Consider the following 24,784-nt stretch of genomic DNA (forward strand, 5'->3'; position numbering starts at 1 on the left):
ATGGTCGAGCAGCATGCAAAGGCGCTGGTTCCGGAGATTCGTTTCGCTGGTTTCACTGACCCTTGGGAACAGCGTAAGCTAGGTGAAGTTGCCAATGTTTGCAGTGGCAGAGACTATAAGCATCTGACGGAAGGACCAATCCCGGTATACGGAACAGGTGGTTACATGACATCTGTTTCTAAGGCTCTTTCGTATGATGAAGATGCAATTGGCATAGGGCGAAAAGGAACTATCGACAAACCGTATAGACTGCAGGCACCTTTCTGGACGGTAGATACGTTATTTTATGCCATTCCTGAGGCTTCCTCAGATATTAATTTCCTTTTGTGTTCTTTTCTGAACGTTGATTGGAAAAGCAAGGATGAGTCGACGGGGCTTCCAAGTCTTTCAAAGCGGGCAATAAATGAAACCGAAGTCCTAGTTCCAGACAATGGCGAGCAGCGTCGAATCGGCGCATTCTTCGACCGTCTGGACTCGCTCATCACCCTTCATCAGCGTAAGTATGACAAGCTCTGCGTGCTGAAAAAATCCATGCTCGACAAGATGTTTCCTAAAGGGGGTTCCCTGTATCCGGAGATTCGTTTCGCTGGTTTCGCTGACCCTTGGGAACAGCGTAAGCTGGGCGAAGAGCTTGGATTTCTCCGAAGCAATACTTTGTCCCGAGCTGAATTGAGTGACAGTGAGGGCGCAGCGTTTGATATTCATTATGGTGATGTCTTAATAAAATACGGTTCTGTCCTCGATCTCAAAAAGGCAAAAGTTCCAAGAATTGCAGACGATGCCGTTGCAGATAGACAGACCTGCGATTGCTTACAGGACGGTGATGTTATTATCGCCGATACAGCCGAAGACTCAGCCGTCGGAAAATGCACAGAACTATGTAATTCTGCGGGAAAGAAGGTATTTTCCGGATTACATACGATGCCTTTGCGTCCAATCAGAGAGTACGCTAGTGGATATCTTGGGTACTATTTGAACAGTCCCGCATTTCATGATCAGTTGCTTCCGCTAATGCAGGGAATCAAAGTGATTTCTGTTTCGCGTTCGGCCATGGAGGATATGATGATGGCCGTTCCTTCCATTGCCGAACAAGCCTCAATCGGCGCATTCTTCGACCGTCTGGACTCGCTCATCACCCTTCATCAGCGTAAGCTCGAATTACTGCGGAATATCAAGAAATCCATGCTTGACAAGATGTTTGTATAGGGGTGTTCATGGCAACAATCACGTTATTTCACGGTTCCCCATACGAATCCGTGACCCCCGAATACGGTTTGGGCAATGACAAGCATGACTACGGTCGTGGTTTCTATCTGACTAAAAGTGTCGAGCTCGCCAAGGAATGGGCCGTGTGCAGGCCGGATGAGTCCAATGGCTGGGTCCACCAGTACGAACTGAACACGAATGGGCTGAGCATCCTGGATTTTCAGGAGCATAGCGTGCTTGCCTGGCTAGCCGAGCTGATGAAACATCGTGATGCCGCCGATTCCAAGCGTTATCGCGTGCTTGCCGCAAAATTCATCGCCCAATACGGCATCGATACCAGCGGCTATGACATCATCAAAGGCTGGCGTGCGAACGCCTCGTACTTCTACATCGCTAAAGAATTCGTCCGAGACAATGTGGACGTCGATATCTTGGAGGAACTGCTGTCGCTTGGAGGTCTGGGAATTCAGTATTGTGTCAAGACCGAAAAGGCATACGGTCAATTGCGAGAAGTCAAAGATGGCTTGCTTTCCGTCAGCTATAGCGAATTCAACGACAAATACAATCAGAGGGATGTTGAGGCGCGGCAGAACATGCGTGACCTTATCGATTCCGATGTCAATACGGTGACCAACGTGTTCAGCACGTTGCTCTAGGGAGTGAAAACCATGCGGGCATATTCGGAAGTCTATCGGGATGATGTGGTGGAAAGTCAAGGCAAGCTTTTCGACTACGTGGCGCAGTCGTTCCCTAACAAGAACACGGAGGATTTCATCGCCACGTATATGACGAGCAAAACACGAAAAAGCATTGATGAAGCCAAAGCCTACGTCAATACGATGGATGCGGAAGAACTGTGGAAGTATTTCACCGAGACCGAGCATTACCAATTGAAGGACGGCAAGGCGCTTAAAGGGTTCATGCCCGATTGGATCGGTGAGTTCTATGCCTACTACCAATGGTTCTACGGTATTCCCAGTTATGAAGTGATCACTAGGGTGCCGTTGGACTTCCTGAAGAAAGCCTATTTCGGACTTCATGATCTCGATCTGGAACTTGCGGTGCGGAAAGTCGGCGAAGAATGACGGACATCATCTGCTTCCATAATCCCGATGAGGAGAACGGGTACCTGAGCAACTGGTATCCATCGCGCTTCGTTGTGGACGGTGTCGAGTTTTCCTCAATGGAACAGTACATGATGTATCGCAAAGCATGCTGTTTTAACGATGCTGAAACAGCCGCGCGAATCTTCGAAACCGATGACGTGGCCGAGATCAAACGCCTTGGTCGACTGGTGGCCGGTTATGACGATCACGTGTGGAACGGCGTTCGCCAAATCGAGGTCTATGAAGGATTACTTGCCAAATTCAGCCAGAACGCCGAACTCGGGGCACGGCTTGAGGTAACCGGCACCGCGCTGCTGGCGGAATGCGCCGTCAAAGACCGCATCTGGGGCATCGGCCTGTCGATGCATGACCCAGCCAGGTTCAATCCGAGGCAATGGCGAGGTCGGAACCTGCTCGGATACGCTCTAATGCTCACAAGAAGGAAGCTCAGCCGTATAGATTGACGGTAATACGGCTGTTTTTCGGGCTCTCATTGTCCCCGCTTGGGAACAGCGTAAGCTGGGTGAAGTTGCACCATTACAAAGAGGATTTGATTTACCCGTCAGTCAAATGATCTCAGGCCCCTATCCCGTAGTAATGTCAAACGGAGTAGGAGGATGGCACTCAAAATACGCGGTTAAAGGTCCCGGTGTTGTCACAGGTCGTTCCGGAACAATCGGAGGTCTTCAATATATTGAAGGAGATTTTTGGCCGCATAACACCAGTTTATGGGTCACTTCGTTTAATGGCAATGAACCAAAGTTCATCTATTGGCTCTATAGCTCACTGAATTTGGAACGTTTTGGCTCGGGTAGTGGCGTTCCTACACTTAATCGGAATGATGTGCATGATCAACTTATTGGTGTTCCGTGCAATATCGCCGAGCAGCGCCGAATTGGCGCGTTCTTCGACCGTCTGGACTCGCTCATCACCCTTCATCAGCGTAAGTATTGTGGTGTTGCTTCTTGGATGTTAGGGGCTGCGCTCGTAAGATTGGGCTCAGAAAGTGACGGTGCATTCGGGGAGATGAAACATGTTCTACGATAAAGAATCGGATTTCGAAGACAATCTGGTCGCGGTGCTGAAGCGCCATGGATGGACCGATGGCGTGTTGGAATATCCAACTGAACAGGACCTTATCAGCAATTGGGCCAATATCCTGTTCGACAATAACAAAGGCATCGATCGATTGAATGGGCAGCGCCTTACCAAAGGTGAGATGGCGCAGATCCTCGAACAGATCGAAACATTACGCACACCATTGGCGCTGAATTCCTTCATTAATGGTAAAACCGTATCCATCAAACGTGATAATCCCAAGGATGAGGCTCATTACGGTAAGGAAATCAGCCTGAAGATCTACGATCGGCAGGAAATCGCAGCGGGGCAAAGCCGCTACCAAATCGCAAGACAGCCTATTTATCCAGCTAAAAATAAGATGTTGAACGATCGCAGGGGAGACGTTTGCCTGCTTATCAACGGAATGCCGGTCATCCATATAGAACTGAAGAAAAGCGGCATTCCCGTAAGCCAGGCCACCAATCAAATCGCCAAATACGCGCATGAAGGCGTGTTCACCGGGCTGTTCAGACTCGTGCAGGTCTTCGTGGCCATGAATCCGGATGATGCCGTGTATTTCGCCAATCCCGGTGAAGGCGATTTCAATAGCAACTACTTCTTCCACTGGGCTGACTTCAACAACGAGCCCATAGCGGCGAATAAACATGTCGGGCAGGACGAGTGGAAACGTTTCGCATCGGATCTGCTATCTATCCCTATGGCGCATCAGCTCATCGGGTTCTATACGGTCGCCGATTCCGCGGACGGATGTCTCAAAGTGCTACGCAGCTACCAATACCAGGCGGTAAACGCCATTTCCGACCGTGTGCGTACCTGCAAATGGGATGAGCCGGTGCCAAGCGGTACGCCGGGTCGTCCGGGCGGTTATGTGTGGCATACCACCGGCTCGGGCAAAACCATGACCAGTTTCAAGGCGGCGCAACTCATTGCCGGCTCAAAAGACGCCGATAAAGTGGTCTTTCTTATGGACCGTGTCGAATTGGGCACGCAGTCATTGCTGGAATACCGGTCGTTCGCGGATGATGCCGACGATGTGCAAGGCACGGAAAACACGGATGTGCTCAAATCAAAACTGGCAAGCATCGACCCCAAAGACACACTCATCGTCACGTCCATTCAGAAAATGAGCAACATCAAGGCCGGCGAGGGGCATATCACCGAAGAGGAAGTGAAGAAGCTCGCCGGCAAACGCATCGTATTCATCATCGACGAATGCCATCGTTCCACATTCGGCGAGATGCTGCAGGATATTCGCCATTCCTTCCCGAATGCGCTGTATTTCGGTTTCACAGGCACTCCGATCCATGAGGAGAACCGCAAGAAGGGCTCAACCACATCAATGGTGTTCGGCGATTGCCTCCACCGATATAGCATCGCTGATGGTATCCGCGATGGCAATGTGCTCGGATTCGACCCGTACATGGTGTTGACCTACCGAGACAAGGATGTTCGCCAGGCTGTCGCGTTGCAGAAGGCAAAAGCGGCGACAGTTGAGGAAGCCCAGGCGGATCCGGCGAAAGCCGAAGTGTTTTACCATTACATGGATCCGAGGCAAATGCCGATGGGACCTATGGAAACGCAGGCCGGAGAACATATCAAAGGTATTGAGGACTATCTGGCCCCAGCGCAGTACGCGCAGGATACGCCTCATGAGGGCAAGGTCGTGGAGGACATTCTCGACCAATTCCCATTGCTGAGCAGAGGCAACAAATTCCATGCGATGCTGGCCACGAGTTCCATTCCCGAGGCGATCAGCTATTACCATCTGTTCAAGAAGCGTGCTCCGCAGATGCATGTGACCGCGCTGTTTGATCCCAATGTCGATAACTCCAATGGTGCAATCCTCAAGGAGGATGCGCTTAAGGAAATCATCGGCGATTACAACGAACTGTTTGGCAAGGATTTCATCATCCCCACATGGCCGAAGATGAAGAAGGACATCACCGCGCGGCTTTCCCACAAACGGCCGTACCTGACTGTCGACCAGCATCGTGAGGAGCGGATCGATCTGCTGATCGTGGTCGACCAGATGCTGACGGGCTTCGATTCCAAGTGGGTCAACACGCTGTATCTCGACAAGATCATCGACTACGAGAACATTATCCAGGCGTTTAGCCGTACAAACCGGTTGTTCGGACCGGACAAGCCTTTCGGAACGATTCGCTACTACCGCAAGCCACATACCATGAAAGGGTATATCGAAGCGGCGGTGAAACTGTATTCCGGAGACAAACCGCTTGATTTGTTCGTGCAGAAACTGCCGGAAAACGTGCGTTTGATGGATGCGCGTTTCGAAGAGATCGCTTCCGTGTTCCGTGCCGGGGGCGTAGAGGATTTCATGCGACTGCCGGAATCGGTGGAGGCGTGCCGTAAGCTCGCGAAACTGTTCGTGGAACTCAATGATTTCTTGGAATCCGCCCAAGTGCAAGGATTCACTTGGGGGCAGCGGGAATACCTCATCACCCATGACGATGGATCCGTGGAAGTTGTGCGGCCGAAGCTTGATGAACGGACATATCTGATTCTTGTACAGCGATATAAGGAAATGTTCAGCAGCGGCGAAGGCTATGTCAGCAGTCCGGAAGTGCCGTATGAACTTGACGGCCATATCACTGAGATAGATACAGGATTGATTGATACGGATTACATGAACGCCAACTTCACCAAATGGCTCAAGGCGCTTGGCGGAGGAGATCCAGTCCTGTTGGCATCCGCCGAGGAGGAGCTACATAAGTCGTTCGCTTCGCTCAGTCAGGAGGAGCAACGGTACGCTGAACTGTTCATGCATGATGTGGAGCGTGGCGAGATTGAGTTGGAGGAGGGCAAAACGCTGCGCGACTACATTACGTATTATGCTAACAACGCCAAGAACAGCCAAGTGGAGAAGATCACCAGGGCGTTTGACGTGGATGGAGCTTTGCTCAACGAGATGATGCGGCTTGATCTTACCGAAGCGACGTTGAATGAATTTGGTCGGTTCGACCAGTTGAAAGCGTCCATCAACAAGCCTTTGGCAAAGGCGTTCTTCAGCAAGCCGGATAGCTCTGTCACCCAATTCACTGCGAATCTTCTCGCCACCAAGTTGCTGAAAAGCTTTATCCTTGAAGGAGGATTCGATCTGGACGATCGCAAATAGCGGACGGCAGTAAAACAGGGGAGAATCATGGCGGTTGTTGACGAAGCAAAACTGGGGTATCTGGACTTTCTTTCGCGTGAGGATCGGGTACGCCACCATCGCTACGTTGAGGAAATGAAGCAGTATGACATGATGCGTTCCGGCGATATCAATGCCATTTCGGAAAGCGCGAAACTGTGGGATTCCGGACTATACGGCCATCTGTCGGACGATTCTCTGAAAAACGCAAAATACCGTTTCATCACCACCATTACCTTGGCCACGCGTTTCGCCATTGAAGGTGGCATGGACGAGGAAGACGCATACAACGCCTCCGATCTGTACATTCAAGATCTTGACAATTGCAAGACCCCGGAAGACGTGCGTCGACTGCACACCGACATGATGACCTTCTTCACTTGGGCCATGGCCGACATGCAGAAGACGGAAACGCATTCCAAAGCCGTCAACGAATGCATGGACTACATCCACTACCATCTGCATGAGAAAATCACTGTCGCGATTCTGGCACAGCACGTGCATTTGAATCCCACGTATCTGTCGGAACTGTTCGCACGCGAAACGGGAACGTCATTGTCGCAATACATTACCGACAAACGTATGGAAGCCGCCGAAAACATGCTGAAATATTCGGAATACAGCTTCAGTGAGATCGCGCAGATCCTCGCATACCGGTCGCAAAGCCATTTCACGAAAGTGTTCAAAAAACATAGCGGTATGACACCGGGGGAGTACCGCGCCAAGTACTCACAGAACGGCATCTGGCCGGAGTAGTAGCGCCCCGGCGTGTCGTGGGCGATGCGGTGAACCGGACGTAACGACATCGCGAACTTCGAGTGTGCCAATCGTGAAATCGACGTGGTTTCGCGTGTGGCATACGTTCAAATCGACTACGGTGAAAGCATTCAATGATGATGCGCGCCGGCCGAATGAACGGCAGAACGGAAACGCGCGCAGGATGTGGATGAAAGCAAAGGAATAAACGAATATGGGAATGCCCCTTGATTTGTATGTGATTCGACATGGCGAATCCGAAGCGAACGTGATTATCAGTGCCGGTGAACAGGGTGACAACTCGCTGTATACGCAGGACAACGTCACCGTGCCCGACCGTTCGTGGAGGCTTACGGCCACCGGCCGCAAGCAGGCGGACTGCATCGGCCGCTGGCTGGTCTCACAGCAGCCGTTGTTCGACCGTTACCTCGTCTCGCCGTACGTGCGCACGCGTGAGACGGCTGCCACGATGGCCCTGCCTAAGGCGAAATGGGAGGAGACACGCGTGCTGCGCGAACGCTCCTGGGGTGAGATCAATACCATCACGAAAGACGATTTCAAAACCAATTACGCGCGCAACTGGATGTTCAAGAACACTGATCCGCTGTATTGGCGTCCGCCGGCGGGCGAATCAATCGCCGATGTGGCCGAAAACCGCGTGCATAATCTGCTCACGTCCCTGAACCGCAAGTCGGACGCGGAATCCGTAGTGATGGTCAGTCACGGCGACCTCATGCTGGCGCTTATGCTCACTTTGGAGGACTTGTCCGACGAGGAATTCATGCACCGTGCGGCGTCCGACGAATGGAAGATCACTAATTGTACGTGCTTCCATTATTCGCGCCGTGATCCGGCGACCGGGCGTACGCATAAGCGTTTCCGTTGGGAACAGACCGCTCGTCCGGTGTTCGACGATGCGGAAGGTCGTTGGGTGGTGAAGGTCGAAGATTGGCGTGAATTCAAGCGTCCAGTGCTGTCGAATGGCGATTTGGTGGACGTTGTTCATGCGGTTGACCGTCACCTGTGATGTGTGTTGGTCTGTTGATTGCATGATCGGATTGGCTGATATCGACGATTGATGCCCCCATCTTGTGTGAGCAACGCGCCCGTGTCCACGCCCCACTACAATGGCTGTGACACGCGGCGCGTTTTTGCTTGCCGCGAAAGAGAGTTAAGGAGACAATCGCATGTCCAATCTGTTCACGTGGCAGGTCCACGGTGACGGCAAGACGCTGAAGCCGGGCGAAGTCGTTGAGCCTGACGAGCGTCTGACTTGGCCGCGCACCGCCGAAATCGGCGCACAGCATGTCATCGCCATGTTCGGTGCCACGTTCCTGGTGCCGATTCTGACCGGTTTCGACCCGTCAACCACCCTGTTCTTCACGGCCATGTCGACCGCACTGTTCCTGCTGATCAACAAGAACGTGCTGCCGAGCTACTTGGGTTCGTCCTTCGGCTTCATCGCCCCGATCACTGCCGTCACCACGGCGAACAAGGGCATTGCCGTCGCATCCTTCGGCATTCTCGTCACCGGTTTGCTGCTGGCTCTGATCGGTGTGCTCGTGCACTTCGCGGGTGCCAAGTGGATTGACATCATCATGCCGCCGGTGGTCAACGGTGCCATTGTGGCCATCATCGGTTTCAATCTGGCTCCGAGCGTGTGGAACAACTTCCAGGTCGCTCCCGATACCGCTATCGTGACTTTGGCTGCCGTGCTGCTGGTAGCAGTGCTGTTCAAGGGTCTGCTTGGCCGACTCAACATTCTGATCGGTGTGATCATCGGTTACGCATACGCTTGCATTCGTGGCCAGGTTGACTTCTCCGCCATCGGCAAGGCTGCTTGGGTTGGTATGCCGACTTTCCACCTGCCGCAGGTTGATTTCACGATTCTGCCGATGTTCGTTCCGGTGGTGCTCGTGCTCGTTGCCGAAAACGTCGGCCACGTCAAGTCCGTTTCCCAGATGACCGGCCGCGATTATGACGACCAGATCGGCACCGCCCTGTTCGCCGACGGTCTTGGCACCACCATCGCCGGTTTCGGCGGCGGTTCCGGCACCACCACGTACGGTGAGAACATTGGTGTGATGGCAGCCACCAAGGTGTATTCCACCGCAGCCTACTGGTGTGCGGCTGGTTTCGCACTGCTGCTGAGCCTGTGTCCGAAGTTCGGTGCCATCATCAACACGATTCCGGCTGGCGTGCTCGGTGGCGTGACCACCCTGCTGTACGGCATGATCGGCATGGTCGGCATCCGTATTTGGGTTGAGAACAAGGTTAACTTCGACAAGCCGCTGAACATCATGGTTGCCGCAATCACCATGATCATCGCCATCGGCCAGTTCGCGTTCGCTTTCAATGGCATTTCCTTTAACGGCATCGCCATCGGCACCATCGTGATCCTCATCGCCTACCACGGCCTGAAGGCCATCGGCAAGGCCACCGGCACGATCGACAAGAACGATCCCGACATCCTGTGATGCAATGATCATTTGCATCGCTCTGAAGGCCCTTCCCAAACGTTCCCTGTTCCGGAAGGGTCTTTTTATGTGTGAGTGGGGAAAGGCGGAGATTCCGGCTGGACCTTGAATCGATATATAGCGTTTATGCTATGATATAGGCATGTCGATTATTGAGGAGCTTAAGGATGAGCGTATCCGGCGTGGTTTGACGCAACGTGCAATTGCCGAAGCCATGGGCACTACACAATCGGCGTTATCGCGTGCTGAGCGCAACGGGAATCCCACTCAGGATTTTCTGGAAAGATATCGTTCTGCGCTGCAGCAGGTCGCTTCGAACGATAGCCCTTTGGAATTGACCACGATCCGTTTCATTGTTGGCAAAATTGCGCGAGAATACGGTCTTGCCGAAGTTTGGCTGTATGGGTCCGTGGCTCGAGGGGATGCAAGACCGGATTCTGATGTTGATTTGTTGTATCGTTTGAAACCCGGTGAGCGGCTCGGTCTGACGCAAACTCAGACATTGACAGATGAATTATCGTCTTATCTGGGGCGTGAAGTCTCGTTAATGGCTCTCGACACCGTCGAGCGCCGTGCCGAACGTAGTGCCGCAGGTCGTCTGTTCTATGAACGGATAAAACCTGATTTAATCAAGGTGGCATGAGCATGGTTGTACATCAGGATTGGCGGTATCGTGACTTTGTGACATTGATCGCCATGGTAGAGCATCTGGTCCATGCGTATGGTGATGCGCAATATTTTGATGCTGCGGAAGAGTTGGCTTGCGATCGGAGATCGTTTAATTCTGTTGCTATGGAGCTTACTCAAGCACAGGAGTGCGCACGTCGGTTGTCCAATGAGTTTCGTGATGTCACGCCGCAATTACCATGGCGTGAATTGCGCGGCATGCGAAACGCCATTATTCATGAGTACGATGCCATTGATGAGGAGGTTTTGTACAGCACTGCCATCTCGGATGCGTGGGAACTCGCACAGATGCTTAAACCGAAAGTGGAAGCTATGGCAGCGGCTTTTGGTGTGGAACTGGGAAAAGTGTGGGACGAATTATGGCAATGTAGTTCAGAATCAGTATAACGTCCACTTCAGGTCGGCGATGGTCCAGAATAGGAATGCTGATCAGTCCTAGGTATCCAATAATCATGCCTCTCATGGAATACCGCTTCTCTGCAGGGTTTCCATGGTTCGATCGCTTATTAACCTTCATGATGTCCATTCAAAACTGCACGGTGATACGGAATATGTGAACTCGCTGAAAACGGTGTTGAAATCGGATGTAATGAAGGGACAGTGGATTGCGGAATGTAATACAGAAGAAAACGTCAATCGTTTGACTTCATGTGGGATTGAACGGTTATGATGGCGCAAGAGGGATTGTGTTCATTTTTGAGTGAGGAGTTCGTCATATGAGTATCGCAGCAGGAAAGAAAATCGCTATCGTCACCGGTTCCGCGCTTGGATTGGGATATGAGCTGACTCGACAGCTGATCGCCAAAGGATGGTTCGTTGCTGGTATTGATTTCAATGGCGCACGCCAGGCGGAGTTGTCGAAGACTTTTGCTGCCGACGAATACAGAGCTTTTGTGGGCGATATTTCCGACGAATCGTTCGTGAAGGACTCTGTTGCCGCAATCTCGAAAATCGGTCATATCGATTTGCTGATCAACAATGCCGGGCAGCCTTCGTTCAAAGTCCCGACCGCATACGAGGCGGCCGATGTGGACAAGTGTCTGAAGGGCCTGAAAGGCATGGTGTTGTGGAGCGTGGAAACGCTGAAAGCGGACGGTGAGCAGGATCTCAAAATCGCCAACGTCATGTCTACTGCGGCAACGCGAGGTAATCCCAACGAATCCGTGTACTGCGCCACCAAGTGGGGCGAGAAGGGTTACACCAAGAGTTTGCAGGCCGCATACAAGGGGACCAGTGTGAAAATCGTGGGTGTCTATCCAGGTGGCATCGACACCCCGTTCTACCGTGACAGCCATGACTACGTTTCAGAAGAAAAGCAGCATACCTTCATGCGTGCCAACCAACTGGCCGAAGTGATTCTGTTCAATCTGGTCAACGAAGCGAATCTGACCGTCACCGATATCGAAATCAACCGCAATCCGGCGTGAATATAACGGATATGAAGGATTGAAGGAACGTAAGAAAAAGTATCGGGCATAGGCTACAGTTATCAGGTTTGCGCAACGTGCGTAATATTTGACATGAAAGGCCATTGTGCCCGATACCGTTTTTGATGAAGATACCCTCGCAGCCGCTTCCGAAGCGATGGGCGAGGAAGAGGAACGCCCGCTGACGTTCGCCGAGCTCGGCGTTCCTGGTCCGCTGGTCCGCGTGCTTGCGGCCGATGACAAGAAAACCGCTTTCCCGATTCAGGCCGACACGCTTCCCGATTCGTTGGCTGGGCGAGACATTCTCGGCCGTGGTCGTACCGGCTCCGGTAAGACGTTGGCATTCTCGATTCCGCTGGTCGCTCGCCTGGGCGAAGTGGATGCCAACGAATATGAGAACATGAGCCAGTTCCGCCATGAGGTTGATCGTGTGAAGCAGGCTCATGCCAAGGAGCGTCGCGCCGACGATTTCGTGCCTCATCCGCGTGGCTTGGTGCTTGCTCCGACCCGTGAGCTTGCCAACCAGATCAACGACGTGCTGATGCCACTTGCCCAGATATACGGCATCAACACCACCACCGTGTACGGCGGCGTACGTTATGCCCGCCAGATCCGTGACCTTCAGGCCGGTGCCGATATTGTGGTGGCCTGCCCAGGTCGTCTTGAGGATTTGATCGAACAGGGCGCGCTCACCTTGGACAAGGTTGAGGTCGCGGTTATTGATGAGGCCGACGAAATGGCCGATATGGGCTTCCTGCCGCCAGTCAAGCGACTGCTCGGCCAGATTTCGTTCGACGCGCAGATCATGCTGTTCTCCGCCACGCTCGACCATGGCGTGGACGAAGTGGTGGAAACCTTCCTGTCCGATCCGAAGGTGCATAGCGTCGATTCCGCGACGGCGACCGTTGACGAGATGACCCACCATGTGTTCAAAACCACGCAGGGCAACCGTCACGAGCTGGTGCGCACCCTCGCTTCCGGCAAGGGCCGTCGCATTCTGTTCACCCGTACCAAATTCCAGACGCAGAAGCTTGCCAAGGATTTAACGCAGAATGGCATTCCTGCGGCCGAATTGCACGGGAATCTGAGCCAGAACCAGCGTGACCGCAATCTGGCCGCCTTCAACTCCGGCGATGTGAACGTTATGGTGGCCACCGATGTGGCCGCGCGAGGCATCGACGTTTCCGGTGTGGAACTCGTGGTGCAGGTCGAACCTCCGGAAGATCCGAAATCCTTCCTGCATCGTTCCGGACGAACCGCGCGAGCCGGCCATTCCGGTGACGTGGTGACCATCATTCTGCCGAACCAGCGCCGCAGGACCCGTCGCATGATGCGTGAGGCCGGACTGACGGTCGAACCGATCGACGTGGCCCCTGATTCGCCGGAAGTGTTGGAACTCGTAGGCGAAGTGGCCGAGCCGGTGTTCGGCTGGACGCTTGAGCAGTCGCAGCCGGCAGGAAATCCGCGCCGTAGGAAGAACGGCAAGGGGAGTGCCGACGGCGAACGTTCCGGCAGGTCGAACCGTTCCGGCGGGCGTAACAAGGATCGCGGCAAAGACAAGGGCGGCAAGCCGTTTAAGTCCGAACGTAAGGATCGTCGCGATCGCGATCAGCGTGAGGAGCGTAACGACAGCACGAAGAAGTTCGAACCGAAGAAGAACCGTGCGGAACGCCGTGCCGCCAAGTTCAAAGGTCGTGACAATCGTGAATTCGAAGCGCGTGAACATCGTTGGGAACATCCTGAAATTCAGGAGGAACGCCGCGAACAGCACGAGGAAAAGCGCAACAACAAGCGTCGTGAAAAGTATGCGCGCCTGCATGAGCAGCAGCGCAGCGACAACGAACAACGCGAAACGACGAACAAGCGTAGGAACGACAGCGATTACGGCAATACCGACAATCGCAGGAAACTGGGAAAGAAGAAGTCCGGACAGCTTGCGAAAAAGCAGGGTGCGCCAAGCAAGAAGCAGCGCAAGTCTGAAGCCCGTGCCGAACGTCAATATGACGATAATCGTCGGTCCAAAGGCAAGAAGCATGACGAGCGTTCCTCGGATGCGAAACGCTATGACCGTCATACGGAAGTCAAGCGTGGCGGCCGTGGCGAACGTCACGACAAGCATGCAGGACAGTCGCGCCATCGCCATGCGAACATCAGGAAAGCGCCATTCCGCACGCGTTGATCGCTGAAAAGCAAAATCAAAGCTTGCGCAGCTGGTAGATAATAGAAAACGGCGTCCGCCAAGGTATATGAACACTTGGCGAACGCCGTTTTCTGTTAAATCTGATCGTCTATTAATTTGATTGACTATATGAAAGTTGTTTAGCCTGCGATCGGATTGTATTGATCGTCTGCAGTGAAGCACTTACGGTACGCCATCACCATAATGAGACTGTCGGCCAGAAGTGTCAACGCTGCGATGGCGGCGAGAATCAGGAACTGGTATTTCGCCGCATCGATAGGATTGCCGCCGGCGATGATCTGACCGGCCATCATGCCAGGCACCGTCACAATGCCGCTGGAAGCCAGCGAGGCGGTAGTCGGCAGCAGACCCAAACGAATCGACGAGACGATGGACGGGCGTGCGGCCTCCCAAGCGGTCGCACCCAACGCCAGCAGCGTATCCACTTCGTCACGGCGTTCCTTCATGCTTTCGAAGAACCGGCTCAATCCAACCGCCAAAGCGGACACGGTATTGCCAAGCAGCATGCCGGTCAACGGTACCACCAATTGCGGCGCATACCACGGTTGCGGGCGAATGATCAATTCGGTGACCAACGAAATCATAATGAGCATGGTGATGACCAAGCTCAAAAACACGGGACCGGCCAAGCCCTTCGGCACACCCTTGGCACGAGACAAGGTGATTTGCACGGCCGCGATCAGCATGAACATCACCAGCAACAGCACCAACCATGGATTATTCGACTTGATGACGAACTCCATAATGAAACCCATGGCGCACAATTGCAGTAACGCACGGCACGCCGACCATAGCAGTGTCTTGCCAATGCCCATGCGCATCGCTTCGGAAATGCCCGCAGCCACGGCAACCATAACCAATGCGATAAGCAGACCCCAAATATCAATGGAATAATAATTGCCGCTCATGCCTGCACTCCTTGCATCGAATCGGACTGTGCCGCGAAACCATTGGAATCATTGGTTACTGCGGTGCGCGGAGCATTCGCACTTTGCAATACGCCATTGGCCAGTGTGAGAATGCGTGTGGCACGCCCATCCGGCGGGCGATGGCGAATACGGATCACCGTCATGCCCCGCTCTGCAGCCTGAGCCATGATGGACGCTACCTTATCGGCGTTCTCATCATCCAAACCGGCATCAACCTCATCGGCAAGCAGCACTTTCGGCGAAGTAAGCAAGGTGCGCGCCAAACTCACGCGGGCGGCCTGGCCTCCAGACAAGTCATGCGGAGCACGCCCCAAATCAATATCCGCGCAGCCAATGGCGTCAAGCGTGGCTCGAATGCGAGCATCCGGCAGTAGATCTGCGGGTTTGAGAGACTTGTCGGCCGACCATTTCCTGCCGAATCCACGCTTGGCTTCACCAGTGCGAATGGACAGCGTGAACGGTAAACGAATCGCCTCGGCCACACTCGCACCGATCAATACCGGCTTCTGCGGCAAATACGCCACCTGACTACGCCACTGCTGCGGTGTGAATTCGCTGGCAGGGCGCCCTTCAAGCTGAAAATCGCCGTTCGCATTCGGATTCAATCGTGCGAAAGCGGTAAGCAGACTACTTTTGCCCGATCCGGAAGGGCCGACCAAATCCACAATCTCACCATGCTTCACATCAACGGATAATCCGCTGAAAATCGTGCGTTGCTCACCATCGACAGGCACGACACAGGAAACATTCGACGCCGAAAAAACATACTGCATAGTCCAACACCATACCGCTTGGCTGCTGCTCGGGAGCATTGGCCGCGTTTCTAGTGTCTTCTGAGATGGAATCACATTGTATGGGAATATTTTGCATCTGCCAGTCACGAATTGAAGACACTGCTCGACGTGGTGCAGACAGAAAATTCGGAAAAACACCGTCAATGCGGCACATGATGGCGTTCGAGGCGTGATCGGCAAAAGGCAAGAACGCTACCGAATAGCATCATTCATTCAGCTTGCTCACAGTATTTTTCGTCGATATTCCAAGGAAAATCAGCCTCAAGGATGAGGTCGTGCCAACGTTTCATGGACTACAACTGGCACATTGGAAATGAAGAATATGAAAGCAAGAAGTGAGCATGCGTGCATGGTTGATGAACATAAGCTTGGTGGATGGCTGGTTTCCGGCAACGTTGTTTTCGATAACCGCGGTGCTGGCGGCGATACTGTTGGGTATTGCAATATGGGAGACGGTTGGCGGAAGCCGTGACGGCGGTAAACGTGCAATTGCCATAGTTACGTGTCCGATGGTGATTGCGGTTATTGCCGGCATTGTCGGATTGGTGATTGCCTGGTTGCTGTCGGACGTGTTTGTGGTGTTCGGTGTTGAGCTGGGCCCGCGTGTGATCGCATGGGCTGGTTGCGGTTGCGCGATCATCGGATTCGCGGTCAGCCATGCGATGCTGCATAGGGGAGTGTTGCGTGTCGTCGCCGTAATACTGGTGGTATGCGCAGTGTCTTCCACCGCCACCGGCATCGATCAGGCGTATGGAGAATATGCCACCATCGGATCACTGTTCGGCCAAGACGCCTATCGCGAAGCCGACCTGACGGGAATGACGAAACGCAGCGATTTGATTAGCGTCACGCAATGGAGGCAGGAAGCGGCAGACGGTAGCGTCAGCGATATTCCCGCACATGGCGAAGTCAGGAAAGTAAATATTCCAGCCACAGCATCGCATTTCGAAGCGCGACGGGCGCTGGTATATCTGCCGCCGGCAGCGCTTGTCACAGCCAAACACAAGCCGGCGTTGCCGGTCATACTGATGATGAGCGGCCAGCCAGGCTCTCCGGGTCGTGTGTTTGCCGCGGGCGGCATTCAAACAATGATGGACGATTACGCGCAGCATCATGGCGGACTTGCGCCCATTGTTATTGCAGCCGACCAGTTGGGAGACGATTCGCATAACACCCTATGCGTGGATTCGCCGGTGTACGGCAATGCATTGACCTACTTGACGAAAGACGTGGTCGACTGGGTGGAAACCAATCTTCCTGCGGCACAGCAAGCACAAGATTGGGCAATCGCAGGTTTTTCACAGGGGGCCACATGTTCGCTGCAAATCGGTGCGAACCATCCGGATTTGTTCGGCACCATCATCCCCACCGGCAGCGAGCTTAAACCGACCAATGGCAGTGAAAGCAGTATGATCAGCCGGTTCTTCCACGGCGATCGCACCGCATACGAGAAGCAGATTCCCATCAACGCCATCCGCGACCATGCGCCTTCGAACCAGACGCTTGTTATCGGTGCGGGGGAGCGTGATCGCGAGTCCATGCGCAATATCGAACGCATCGTACCGGTTGCTCAACAGGCGGGCATGCATGTTACGGCAGTCGAATCGCTTGGCAATGCGCATGACTGGCATGCCGTGCAAGACACGTTGCGGTACGGACTTGCCGTATTCGGTTATAATACGGGACTGAGCGATGCCAAGCCAAAATTGGCGGACCATCCGAATCTCAGACGCATCGCGATCTGATATGTCGTTTTGAAGCGTCAGCAACTCGCAATCGCAAGTATCAATCTGAATCGTCAATCTGAATCATTTATCGAATCATTAATCCGAATTATCGAACGGAATCATTGTCATGACAACGCAATCGCAGGAATCAGCAGTAAAACCATTATTCGGCTTTCGTGCGCTCATATCCGATCTTGCCGACTGGATTCGTCGGCACCGTATGACCTTGGGCTTCGTGCTGTTCATCACGCTGTTCAATGTCAGCATGCAGCTCGTATGCGGCATCAGACATACGCAATTTCCGCCGCAATTGTCGCGCGTGAGTTTTGATGCGCTCGCGCATGGGCGCTGGTATACCGCGCCGATCTCACTGCTGTCGGTGCCTCAGTTGGGTCGTCTGCTGATCGACATTCCGCTGATACTCATCGCATTCGGCTTATGCGAAACAATGATTGGAAAGGCGAAGACGGCATGGGTGTCGCTGATCACCACGCTTGGCGGCATAGCGCTCGGCATGGGATTATGCTCGCTGTTCGCAGGAAAAAGTCCGCAATGGCATGCGATTTCGCATGATGGCGCGATTCTGGGGCCGCTGGTTGTTGTGGTGGGTACGCTGATGTGTGCCAGCGCATTCACCGCCATGCTGTGGCGTCGGCGTATTCGTGTGATCGGCTATAGCGTGGTGCTGATCCTGTTCCTTTACCGTGGCGAAGCCGGCGATTATTGTTTGCTGGCTGCCGCGCTGATCGGTCATGTGCTTGGTTATTTGATGGCGTCCGAAAGTCAAGGCGATGTGTATAGGCATGGTGCCTTGTACGAGATGCGAAGGCTGATTGGTATGGCTGCCGGCGTACAGGCGGTCGGTTCGCTGGTTGCCGTTTCCTCAACGCAATCATTCGGATTGCTTTCCATGTTCGGCTTGCTGACCGGTTCCACGGAATTCGACACGGAACAAGTGTTGGATTGTCTCAACGGTTCCTCGCATGCCAACTGTTTCGCGCAATATCGTATGATGCGATTCACCATGCCCGGAAACTGGCTGGTGTCGTTGATGCCGACACTGATGCTGCTGTTGATCGCGTGGGGTCTGTATCGCGGACGCCGCATTGCCGCCGTGTTAAGTGTGCTGTTCAATGCGTGCACGGTGGTATTTGCGACGCTGTTTTATGTGGTGCTTCCGCTGCAATATGTTGGCGATTCGCAGGCTGATGCGTTGCCTGCGTTGGCTCGTCACGGTGCGTTTCACGCGATGTTTTCCACTATGGCATTGCCGTTGATTTTTATCGTTATCGTTATTGTGTTTCGTCAGTGTTTTACGATTCGCACCCGAAGTGAGATCATGTTGCGTGCTGCGGCAGGTGCATTGTCGGCTTTTCTGTTGCTGGGATTGATGTATGTTGGGTATGGGCTTGCCTCTCCCGATGATTTCAACGAAAGTCCGCAATTGATTGCACTGCTTGCCGATTATGTGCAACGATTGTTGCCGATCGGACTGCTGAGTGGCATCGAACCTGAGTTTGTACCCGTCGGGCAAATCTCCTTGCTGGTATATCAGTGCGTCGGTCCGGTGTTTTGGATTATCTCTCTGCTGTGTGTTTGGGATTGTTTGAGGGACCGTTCCATGGTGAATGACGCTTCGCGCCATCGTGTTGACGCGATTATTCCGCTTGGCGGCGAATCCATGTCATTCATGGCAACTTGGAAAGGCAATGATTATTGGTTTTCTGCAACCGGACGTTCCGCAATCGCCTATCGAGTGTCGTACGGCATCGCATTGACGGTGACAGGACCATTCGGAGATTCATGCGAATATGCGGAAGATCTCACTGATTTCGCAACATTCTGCACACAACATTCCTGGACGCCCGTGTTTTACAGCGTACACGAGTCGCAGCGAGCCGAACTCGCCAAAGCCGGATGGGACTCACTTGACGTCGGCACGGAAATGATCGTCAATCCCAACGAATGGCAGACCCGAGGCAAGAAATGGCAGGACGTGCGCACCGCCATCAACAAAGCCAAACGAGACGGCATCACCGACGTGCTTACCACTTTCAAGGAGGCGCCCTTCTCAGTGCAAACGCAGATTCGTGAGATCTCCGCACAGTGGGCCGGCAAAAAGGCCCTGCCGGAAATGGGATTCACCTTGGGAGGCGTCGACGAACTGATTGACTCCCGGGTGCGCCTGCTCTACGCGGTCGACGGCAACGGCAAAGTCCTTGGCGTAACCAGCTGGCTGCCCACCTATCGTGACGGTACGATCATCGGTTGGACGCTTGACTTCATGAGGCATCGCACCGACAGCGTCAACGGCATCATGGAATTCCTGATTGCACGCATGGCTGAACGACTACGCGACGAAGGCAACGTGGAATTCATGAGCCTATCGGCGGCGCCGCTGGCCGGTATGGGGTCCAACGAAAGCGAACACGAGGAAAGCGAAGTGTTGCGTCATGCACTGCAAATGGTCGCAGACATCATGGAACCAGCATACGGATTCCACTCACTGTTCCGTTTCAAATTGAAATTCCACCCCGACGAAGAGAAAGTGTATATCTGCTATCCTGACGCGGCCAAACTGCCGCAAATATCGCTTGCTGTGGCGCAAGCCTACGTGCCGTCGCTCACACCTGCCGAAGCCATGCGTTTTGTGCGCACCATCACGCCACATGATTGACGATACGTCAGATTTGGCATGGTATCAGCTTTGACAGGATGTCAGACTTGAGACGGTCCATGGTTCTGGGGTAGCTCGGGTCTACACTAAAGAACGGTTCATAAAGTACTACTTTTCCTGATGGAAGGGGTCAGCATGTCAGCTGAAGCAAACGTCGGCGTAGTCGGTCTTGCCGCAATGGGCGGTAGCCTCGCGCGTAACCTCGCACACCACGGCAACAAAGTGGCCGTGTTCAACCGCTCCTACGGTCGTACCGAAAAGCTCATGAACGAACACGGCAGCGAAGGCGAATTCTTCCCGGCAAAAACCCTCGAAGAGTTCGTGGACAGCCTCGTCAAGCCGCGTACCGCCATCATCATGGTCAAGGCCGGAGAGCCGACCGACGCCATGATCAACGCGCTCGCCGACCTGATGGAACCGGGCGACATCATCGTCGACGCAGGCAATGCCTACTTCCCAGACACCATTCGTCGCGAGAAGGAAATCAGCGCTCGTGGCCTGCATTTCGTCGGATGCGGCGTGTCCGGTGGTGAGGAAGGTGCTCTGCTTGGACCTTCCATGATGCCGGGCGGCTCCGAAGAATCCTGGAAGACGCTGAAGCCGATTTTCGAATCCATTGCAGCAAAGGCTGAAGGCGAGCCGTGCGTCACCCATATCGGACTTAACGGTGCCGGACACTTCGTCAAGATGGTGCACAATGGCATCGAATACTCCGATATGCAGCTCATCGCCGAAAGCTACGATCTGATGCGTCGCGGTCTTGGCATGACCCCGGCTGAGATCGGTGATGTGTTCGAAGAGTGGAACAAGACCGAACTCGACTCCTACCTAATCGAAATCACCGCTGAAGTGCTGCATCAGGTCGATAAGAAGACCGGTAAGCCGCTGGTTGATCTGATCGTCGACCATGCTGGTATGAAGGGCACTGGCACGTGGACAGTGCAGACCGCACTGTCTCTGGCCGTTCCGGTCACCGGCATCGCCGAAGCCGTGTTCGCCCGCGGTCTTTCCTCCGAAGCTGATCTGCGTGAGGAAGCCGCCAAGCAGGGCTTCAATGGACCTGATGGCAAGCTGAACCTTACCGACGATGAGAAGAAGACCTTCATCGAAGACATTCGTCAGGCACTCTACGCTTCCAAGATCGTCGCCTACGCCCAGGGCTTCAATGAGATCACCACCGCCGCCGATGAGTATGACTGGGATATCGACCTCGCTTCCGTGGCACGCATCTGGCGTGGCGGCTGCATCATCCGTGCGAAGTTCCTCAACCGTATTTCCGAAGCGTTCGAATCCGGCGAAGCCAACGTGTCGCTGCTGTTCGCCCCGTACTTCAAGAACGCCATCGAAACCGCCGAAGAGTCTTGGCGTAACGTAGTGGCTCAGGCCGCCGTCAACGGTTTGCCTACTCCGGCATTCGCTTCCTCGCTGTCGTACTTCGACGGCCTGCGTTCCAAGCGTCTGCCTGCCGCTCTGATCCAGGGTCAGCGCGACTATTTCGGCGCTCACACCTACCAGCGCGTGGATCAGCCGGGCGCATTCCACACGCTGTGGGCTGAGCCGGGTCGTGAGGAAATCGAAGCCTGATTTTCCCGAGTCTGCGATGTCGCAAGACATAATGGCCCCCGCAGCGCATGATATGCTGCGGGGGCCATTATGTCTTGTGGTCTGACATCACCTTCATCGGGTTGTTCTATATTTTCTGGGGAAAAAGCAAAACATGAGGCAGGTCGGCTTGATGAACATATTCCATCAAGCCAACCTGCCTCATGTTTGTCAGTGTGTGCTATGCGTCGATGCCGCGCGTCGCACAGCGACCGAAGCCAGCAAACCGATGAGCAGCATGCAGCCTGCCACCAAAAGTGTCCAACGGTTGCCCTCGATGAATCCGGAAGTCATCGCATCGGCGATTTTCGGCGCTTCGTCACCGAATTGGGCCGCTGGTCCATCTCCGCTGCGGAACGAGCCAATTACACCGCCAGCCGAGCTGCTGACCGCCTTGGCCAGTCCATCGCCGACTTTAGCGGGCAGTCCAAGGGATTCAAGTTGTGCCGGCAACGTCCCGTTAATGGCCATGGTCAATGCCGCGCCTGAGATGGCCGAGCCCATGGCGGTGCCAAGCTGACGGACGGTGGACTGGGTGGCCGATCCTTCACCGGACTGGGGAATCGGCACTTCGGACAGCACCACGCTGGTCAGCTGCGCGGAAGCGAGCCCTAAGCCGCAGCCGTAGGCGGTCAAAGGAAGAAGCTGCCACCACACTGCGAATTCCACCGGCATGAGGACTGCAATCACGGCTACCGCGATGATCTCAATCACCAAGCCAAGTTGGACCACGCCGACCGGAGTGAATTTGGAGGCCAGTATATGTGCCTGACTACCGGCGATAATAGAGCCCAATCCCATCACGGCCAGCATCGCACCGGCCTGTAGCGTGTCGAGTCCGCGTGCGTTGATGAGATACAGCGGAAGCGCGAACACCAGCGCGAACTCGCCGGCGGCGATGGCCGCAGCCGACAGATTGCCCCACGAGAATGTCTTGATGCGGAACAGGGTCATGTCCAGCATCACCGGCTGTCCGGCTTTGCCTCGTGCAAGTTCTACGGTTACGAAGACGACCAGCAGGAGCATACCGGCGACCAGACAAATCGGCACCGGCGACAGCCAGCCGTGGTTCCATGTCAGACCGCCCATCTTCAACTGAGTGGAAGTCTGCTTCCACCAGCCGTAGGTCTCGCCTTCGATAAGTCCGAATACGAGCAGGGCAGAAGTCAGTGCGGACAGCACCACGCCTGGAATGTCCACATCAATGCTTTGGAATCGAATGGTAGAAGAAGCGGTTGAGGAAGTGATGTTCGAGGTATGTCCACCGGTCTTTGGCACCAAAGGGATGGTTGCCACAAAGATGATAATGCCTAGCGGAAGGTTCACTAGGAAAATCCACCGCCACCCCAAGGTCTCGGTAAGCACGCCGCCGAGCAACGGTCCGAGAGCGGCGGCTGAACTCATTACCGCGCCCCAGACCCCGAAAGCCGCAGCGCGATACTTGCCACGGAATGTGGCGGACACCGTAGACAGGGTGTTCGGCATGATCATCGCGCCGCCGATTCCCTGCAACGCGCGAGCGGTGAGCAGCATGCCGGCGTCCTGCGATGTGGCGGCGAGCAATGAGCTTGCCACGAAAATCACAGTTCCGATTTGGAACACCAGTTTGCGTCCCTTGGCGTCGCCAAGCTTGCCGAAGGGAAGCAGCAGCGCGGCAAGCACGATGTTGTACAGTGATGTGACCCACTGTGCGTCGGTCAGGTCGATGCCGATATCGTCGATAATGGTGGGGATGGAGACATTGACGATTGAGCTGTCTAGCACAATCATGGCCAGTCCCAAAGCCAACACCCACAGCGCGCCCCATGGCGGAGTTTGTTCCGGATGAGGTGACGAGGACATCGTGGAAGACGATGGCATGTCGGGCTGAAGCTGATGCTGGAACTTAGATGACTGGTCCATGATGACGTTTCCTCTCATAGTTATAATGCGGAGTCTGGCACGTCTGGCTGCCGTTATACTACTACGCATGGCGTTGGACGCTCACTCGTTCAGACGATTCAGCCTTGATGTTTAGCCATGGGAGTAATCCATGTCAGGCAGAAACTTAGATGACGTGCCCGTCACGGAACCAATGGACCCTGGCTCTCGGGATTCCAGTCCCAAGTTCCTGCATCACAATCTGGAGGCGGCACCTTCATCGATAAGCCAGAGCAGCTCTTCGCCGTTGGCATATGAGCTTGGGGCATGCGGGTTGTTGCGTCGCGCGAAGGCAGTTTTGACAGCGTTGGCCTTGCGTGTTTCGGACGTGAACACCCACGTATGCTTCGAACGGGCGATCATCGGCACGGTCAGCGTCAGTCGCAGCGGCGGCGGCTTCGGCGAATCGCGCACGCCCGCCACCAGCACATGTGGATCGTCGATTTCAGCTTCGCCATGGTCGGGGAACAAGGATGCGAAATGCGCGTCCGGTCCCATGCCGAACATCGCGATATCCAATGCCGGATTTTCTCCCAGCTGCGCAGCCAGCTCACGCTGGTATTCGGCGGCGGCCTCGGCCAGCACCGAATCGGTCTGCTCGGGGGAGGCCTCCGTGATTTCGGTGGCGCTACGGGTGTCGGCAGGCATCGCATGGACGTTCCCGGCAGGCATGCGTCCATCTTCCACAAGCGCACCGTACCAGGCTTCGCGAGCCTGCTTCGCATTGCGGTTGTCGTCATCGGCCGCCACGAAGCGTTCGTCGCCCCACCACACATGCACGCGGTTCCAGTCCACGGCATCGTTCAACGGACTGGCATTCATCGCGGCGAATACGCGGTTGCCGTCGGTGCCGCCGGTCACTGCGATGTCCACGCGACGACGTTCCGGTTCGGCCAGCAGATCGATGATGGTCAGCAATGTGCGTGCGGCCACGGCCTGCGCCAGCATTTCAGGATTCGGATACACAATGGTCTTGCGTTCTGCCATATTTGCTCCTTATACGGTGTCGCCCCGCCGGGTCATGGGCAGGGCGACTGGTTTT

The 24,784-nt window shown here is 54.5% G+C and carries 20 protein-coding genes; 16 read left to right on the plus strand and 4 right to left on the minus strand.

Annotation, left to right across the window (positions count from 1 at the left end; all coding sequences use genetic code 11):
* From AH68_RS10250 to AH68_RS03650, 13 genes are all read left to right on the plus strand, one after another.
* Positions 1 to 1,206, plus strand: a complete 1,206-nt coding sequence (locus tag AH68_RS10250; protein ID WP_039199768.1) for a restriction endonuclease subunit S — start codon at positions 1 to 3, stop codon at positions 1,204 to 1,206.
* A gap of 8 nt (positions 1,207 to 1,214) precedes the next feature.
* Complete coding sequence (locus tag AH68_RS03600; RefSeq protein ID WP_039199770.1) at positions 1,215 to 1,862, plus strand: DUF3990 domain-containing protein; 648 nt, start codon at positions 1,215 to 1,217, stop codon at positions 1,860 to 1,862.
* A 12-nt stretch (positions 1,863 to 1,874) separates the two neighbouring features.
* Complete coding sequence (locus AH68_RS03605; RefSeq protein WP_039197717.1) at positions 1,875 to 2,291, plus strand: hypothetical protein; 417 nt, start codon at positions 1,875 to 1,877, stop codon at positions 2,289 to 2,291.
* A complete protein-coding gene (locus AH68_RS03610; RefSeq protein WP_039197719.1) occupies positions 2,288 to 2,776 on the plus strand; it encodes an NADAR family protein in 489 nt (162 codons plus the stop codon). The genes AH68_RS03605 and AH68_RS03610 overlap by 4 nt, the downstream gene beginning before the upstream one ends.
* 28 nt (positions 2,777 to 2,804) lie before the next feature.
* On the plus strand, positions 2,805 to 3,359 hold the full coding sequence (locus tag AH68_RS10255; RefSeq protein ID WP_268871208.1) for a restriction endonuclease subunit S: 555 nt from the start codon (positions 2,805 to 2,807) through the stop codon (positions 3,357 to 3,359).
* Entirely contained in the window at positions 3,346 to 6,528 is a 3,183-nt protein-coding gene (locus AH68_RS03615) for a type I restriction endonuclease subunit R, EcoR124 family (RefSeq protein ID WP_039197723.1), read from the plus strand. Before AH68_RS10255 ends, AH68_RS03615 begins: the two co-directional genes overlap by 14 nt.
* Before the next feature lie 27 nt (positions 6,529 to 6,555).
* On the plus strand, positions 6,556 to 7,302 hold the full coding sequence (locus tag AH68_RS03620; protein WP_039197725.1) for a helix-turn-helix domain-containing protein: 747 nt from the start codon (positions 6,556 to 6,558) through the stop codon (positions 7,300 to 7,302).
* A gap of 214 nt (positions 7,303 to 7,516) precedes the next feature.
* Positions 7,517 to 8,329 (plus strand): histidine phosphatase family protein, encoded by an 813-nt coding sequence (locus AH68_RS03625; protein WP_039197727.1) that lies wholly within the window; start codon positions 7,517 to 7,519, stop codon positions 8,327 to 8,329.
* A 160-nt stretch (positions 8,330 to 8,489) separates the two neighbouring features.
* Entirely contained in the window at positions 8,490 to 9,779 is a 1,290-nt protein-coding gene (locus tag AH68_RS03630) for a uracil-xanthine permease family protein (protein ID WP_039197729.1), read from the plus strand.
* Between the two features lie 142 nt (positions 9,780 to 9,921).
* A complete protein-coding gene (locus AH68_RS03635; protein ID WP_173405841.1) occupies positions 9,922 to 10,422 on the plus strand; it encodes a nucleotidyltransferase domain-containing protein in 501 nt (166 codons plus the stop codon).
* Between the two features lie 2 nt (positions 10,423 to 10,424).
* Entirely contained in the window at positions 10,425 to 10,853 is a 429-nt protein-coding gene (locus AH68_RS03640; protein WP_081995866.1) for a HepT-like ribonuclease domain-containing protein, read from the plus strand.
* Between the two features lie 329 nt (positions 10,854 to 11,182).
* The gene (locus AH68_RS03645; RefSeq protein ID WP_039197731.1) at positions 11,183 to 11,893 is read left to right on the plus strand and encodes an SDR family NAD(P)-dependent oxidoreductase; all 711 of its coding nucleotides are present in this window, start codon (positions 11,183 to 11,185) and stop codon (positions 11,891 to 11,893) included.
* Between the two features lie 106 nt (positions 11,894 to 11,999).
* Positions 12,000 to 14,072, plus strand: coding sequence for a DEAD/DEAH box helicase (locus tag AH68_RS03650; protein WP_039197733.1), 2,073 nt, complete (start codon positions 12,000 to 12,002; stop codon positions 14,070 to 14,072).
* Positions 14,073 to 14,212: 140 nt separating this feature from the next.
* Here the strand turns inward: AH68_RS03650 and AH68_RS03655 are convergent, their stop codons facing one another.
* Positions 14,213 to 15,001, minus strand: coding sequence for an ABC transporter permease (locus tag AH68_RS03655; protein WP_022245518.1), 789 nt, complete (start codon positions 14,999 to 15,001; stop codon positions 14,213 to 14,215).
* Positions 14,998 to 15,795 carry an ABC transporter ATP-binding protein gene (locus AH68_RS03660; protein WP_039197738.1) on the minus strand — a complete coding sequence of 266 codons (798 nt, stop codon included), beginning with the start codon at positions 15,793 to 15,795 and terminating at the stop codon, positions 14,998 to 15,000. Before AH68_RS03660 ends, AH68_RS03655 begins: the two co-directional genes overlap by 4 nt.
* Positions 15,796 to 16,157: 362 nt before the next feature.
* Here AH68_RS03660 and AH68_RS03665 point away from each other — a divergent pair, with 362 nt between their 5' ends.
* The 3 genes from AH68_RS03665 (at position 16,158) to gndA (ending at position 21,804) form a co-directional block, all read left to right on the plus strand.
* Positions 16,158 to 17,561, plus strand: a complete 1,404-nt coding sequence (locus AH68_RS03665; RefSeq protein WP_039197739.1) for an alpha/beta hydrolase — start codon at positions 16,158 to 16,160, stop codon at positions 17,559 to 17,561.
* Positions 17,562 to 17,670: 109 nt separating this feature from the next.
* The gene (locus AH68_RS03670) at positions 17,671 to 20,220 is read left to right on the plus strand and encodes a bifunctional lysylphosphatidylglycerol flippase/synthetase MprF (RefSeq protein ID WP_039197740.1); all 2,550 of its coding nucleotides are present in this window, start codon (positions 17,671 to 17,673) and stop codon (positions 20,218 to 20,220) included.
* Between the two features lie 135 nt (positions 20,221 to 20,355).
* Positions 20,356 to 21,804: an NADP-dependent phosphogluconate dehydrogenase gene (gene gndA, locus AH68_RS03675; protein WP_039197742.1), complete on the plus strand. Its 1,449-nt coding sequence runs from the start codon at positions 20,356 to 20,358 to the stop codon at positions 21,802 to 21,804.
* Between the two features lie 189 nt (positions 21,805 to 21,993).
* On the opposite strand, the gene AH68_RS03680 is transcribed toward gndA, so the two are convergent.
* Positions 21,994 to 23,724, minus strand: coding sequence for an MFS transporter (locus tag AH68_RS03680; protein ID WP_039197744.1), 1,731 nt, complete (start codon positions 23,722 to 23,724; stop codon positions 21,994 to 21,996).
* A 213-nt stretch (positions 23,725 to 23,937) separates the two neighbouring features.
* Positions 23,938 to 24,729, minus strand: coding sequence for a 6-phosphogluconolactonase (pgl, locus tag AH68_RS03685; RefSeq protein ID WP_039197746.1), 792 nt, complete (start codon positions 24,727 to 24,729; stop codon positions 23,938 to 23,940).
* Positions 24,730 to 24,784: the final 55 nt, after the last annotated feature.

It is taken from the genome of Bifidobacterium catenulatum PV20-2, from assembly GCF_000800455.1.
In the GTDB taxonomy this organism is placed as follows: Bacteria; Actinomycetota; Actinomycetes; order Actinomycetales; family Bifidobacteriaceae; genus Bifidobacterium; species Bifidobacterium kashiwanohense_A.

What these genes read in the sequence shown, in the direction of transcription:
- gndA (WP_039197742.1), top strand. Translation starts at nt 20,356, where the DNA reads ATGTCAGCTGAAGCAAACGTCGGCGTAGTCGGTCTTGCCGCAATGGGC.
- AH68_RS03655 (WP_022245518.1), bottom strand. Translation starts at nt 15,001, where the DNA reads ATGAGCGGCAATTATTATTCCATTGATATTTGGGGTCTGCTTATCGCA.
- AH68_RS03620 (WP_039197725.1), top strand. Translation starts at nt 6,556, where the DNA reads ATGGCGGTTGTTGACGAAGCAAAACTGGGGTATCTGGACTTTCTTTCG.
- AH68_RS03625 (WP_039197727.1), top strand. Translation starts at nt 7,517, where the DNA reads ATGGGAATGCCCCTTGATTTGTATGTGATTCGACATGGCGAATCCGAA.
- AH68_RS03665 (WP_039197739.1), top strand. Translation starts at nt 16,158, where the DNA reads ATGCGTGCATGGTTGATGAACATAAGCTTGGTGGATGGCTGGTTTCCG.
- AH68_RS03605 (WP_039197717.1), top strand. Translation starts at nt 1,875, where the DNA reads ATGCGGGCATATTCGGAAGTCTATCGGGATGATGTGGTGGAAAGTCAA.
- AH68_RS10250 (WP_039199768.1), top strand. Translation starts at nt 1, where the DNA reads ATGGTCGAGCAGCATGCAAAGGCGCTGGTTCCGGAGATTCGTTTCGCT.
- pgl (WP_039197746.1), bottom strand. Translation starts at nt 24,729, where the DNA reads ATGGCAGAACGCAAGACCATTGTGTATCCGAATCCTGAAATGCTGGCG.
- AH68_RS03670 (WP_039197740.1), top strand. Translation starts at nt 17,671, where the DNA reads ATGACAACGCAATCGCAGGAATCAGCAGTAAAACCATTATTCGGCTTT.
- AH68_RS03615 (WP_039197723.1), top strand. Translation starts at nt 3,346, where the DNA reads ATGTTCTACGATAAAGAATCGGATTTCGAAGACAATCTGGTCGCGGTG.
- AH68_RS03610 (WP_039197719.1), top strand. Translation starts at nt 2,288, where the DNA reads ATGACGGACATCATCTGCTTCCATAATCCCGATGAGGAGAACGGGTAC.
- AH68_RS03645 (WP_039197731.1), top strand. Translation starts at nt 11,183, where the DNA reads ATGAGTATCGCAGCAGGAAAGAAAATCGCTATCGTCACCGGTTCCGCG.
- AH68_RS03600 (WP_039199770.1), top strand. Translation starts at nt 1,215, where the DNA reads ATGGCAACAATCACGTTATTTCACGGTTCCCCATACGAATCCGTGACC.
- AH68_RS03680 (WP_039197744.1), bottom strand. Translation starts at nt 23,724, where the DNA reads ATGGACCAGTCATCTAAGTTCCAGCATCAGCTTCAGCCCGACATGCCA.
- AH68_RS03630 (WP_039197729.1), top strand. Translation starts at nt 8,490, where the DNA reads ATGTCCAATCTGTTCACGTGGCAGGTCCACGGTGACGGCAAGACGCTG.
- AH68_RS03640 (WP_081995866.1), top strand. Translation starts at nt 10,425, where the DNA reads ATGGTTGTACATCAGGATTGGCGGTATCGTGACTTTGTGACATTGATC.
- AH68_RS03635 (WP_173405841.1), top strand. Translation starts at nt 9,922, where the DNA reads ATGTCGATTATTGAGGAGCTTAAGGATGAGCGTATCCGGCGTGGTTTG.
- AH68_RS03660 (WP_039197738.1), bottom strand. Translation starts at nt 15,795, where the DNA reads ATGCAGTATGTTTTTTCGGCGTCGAATGTTTCCTGTGTCGTGCCTGTC.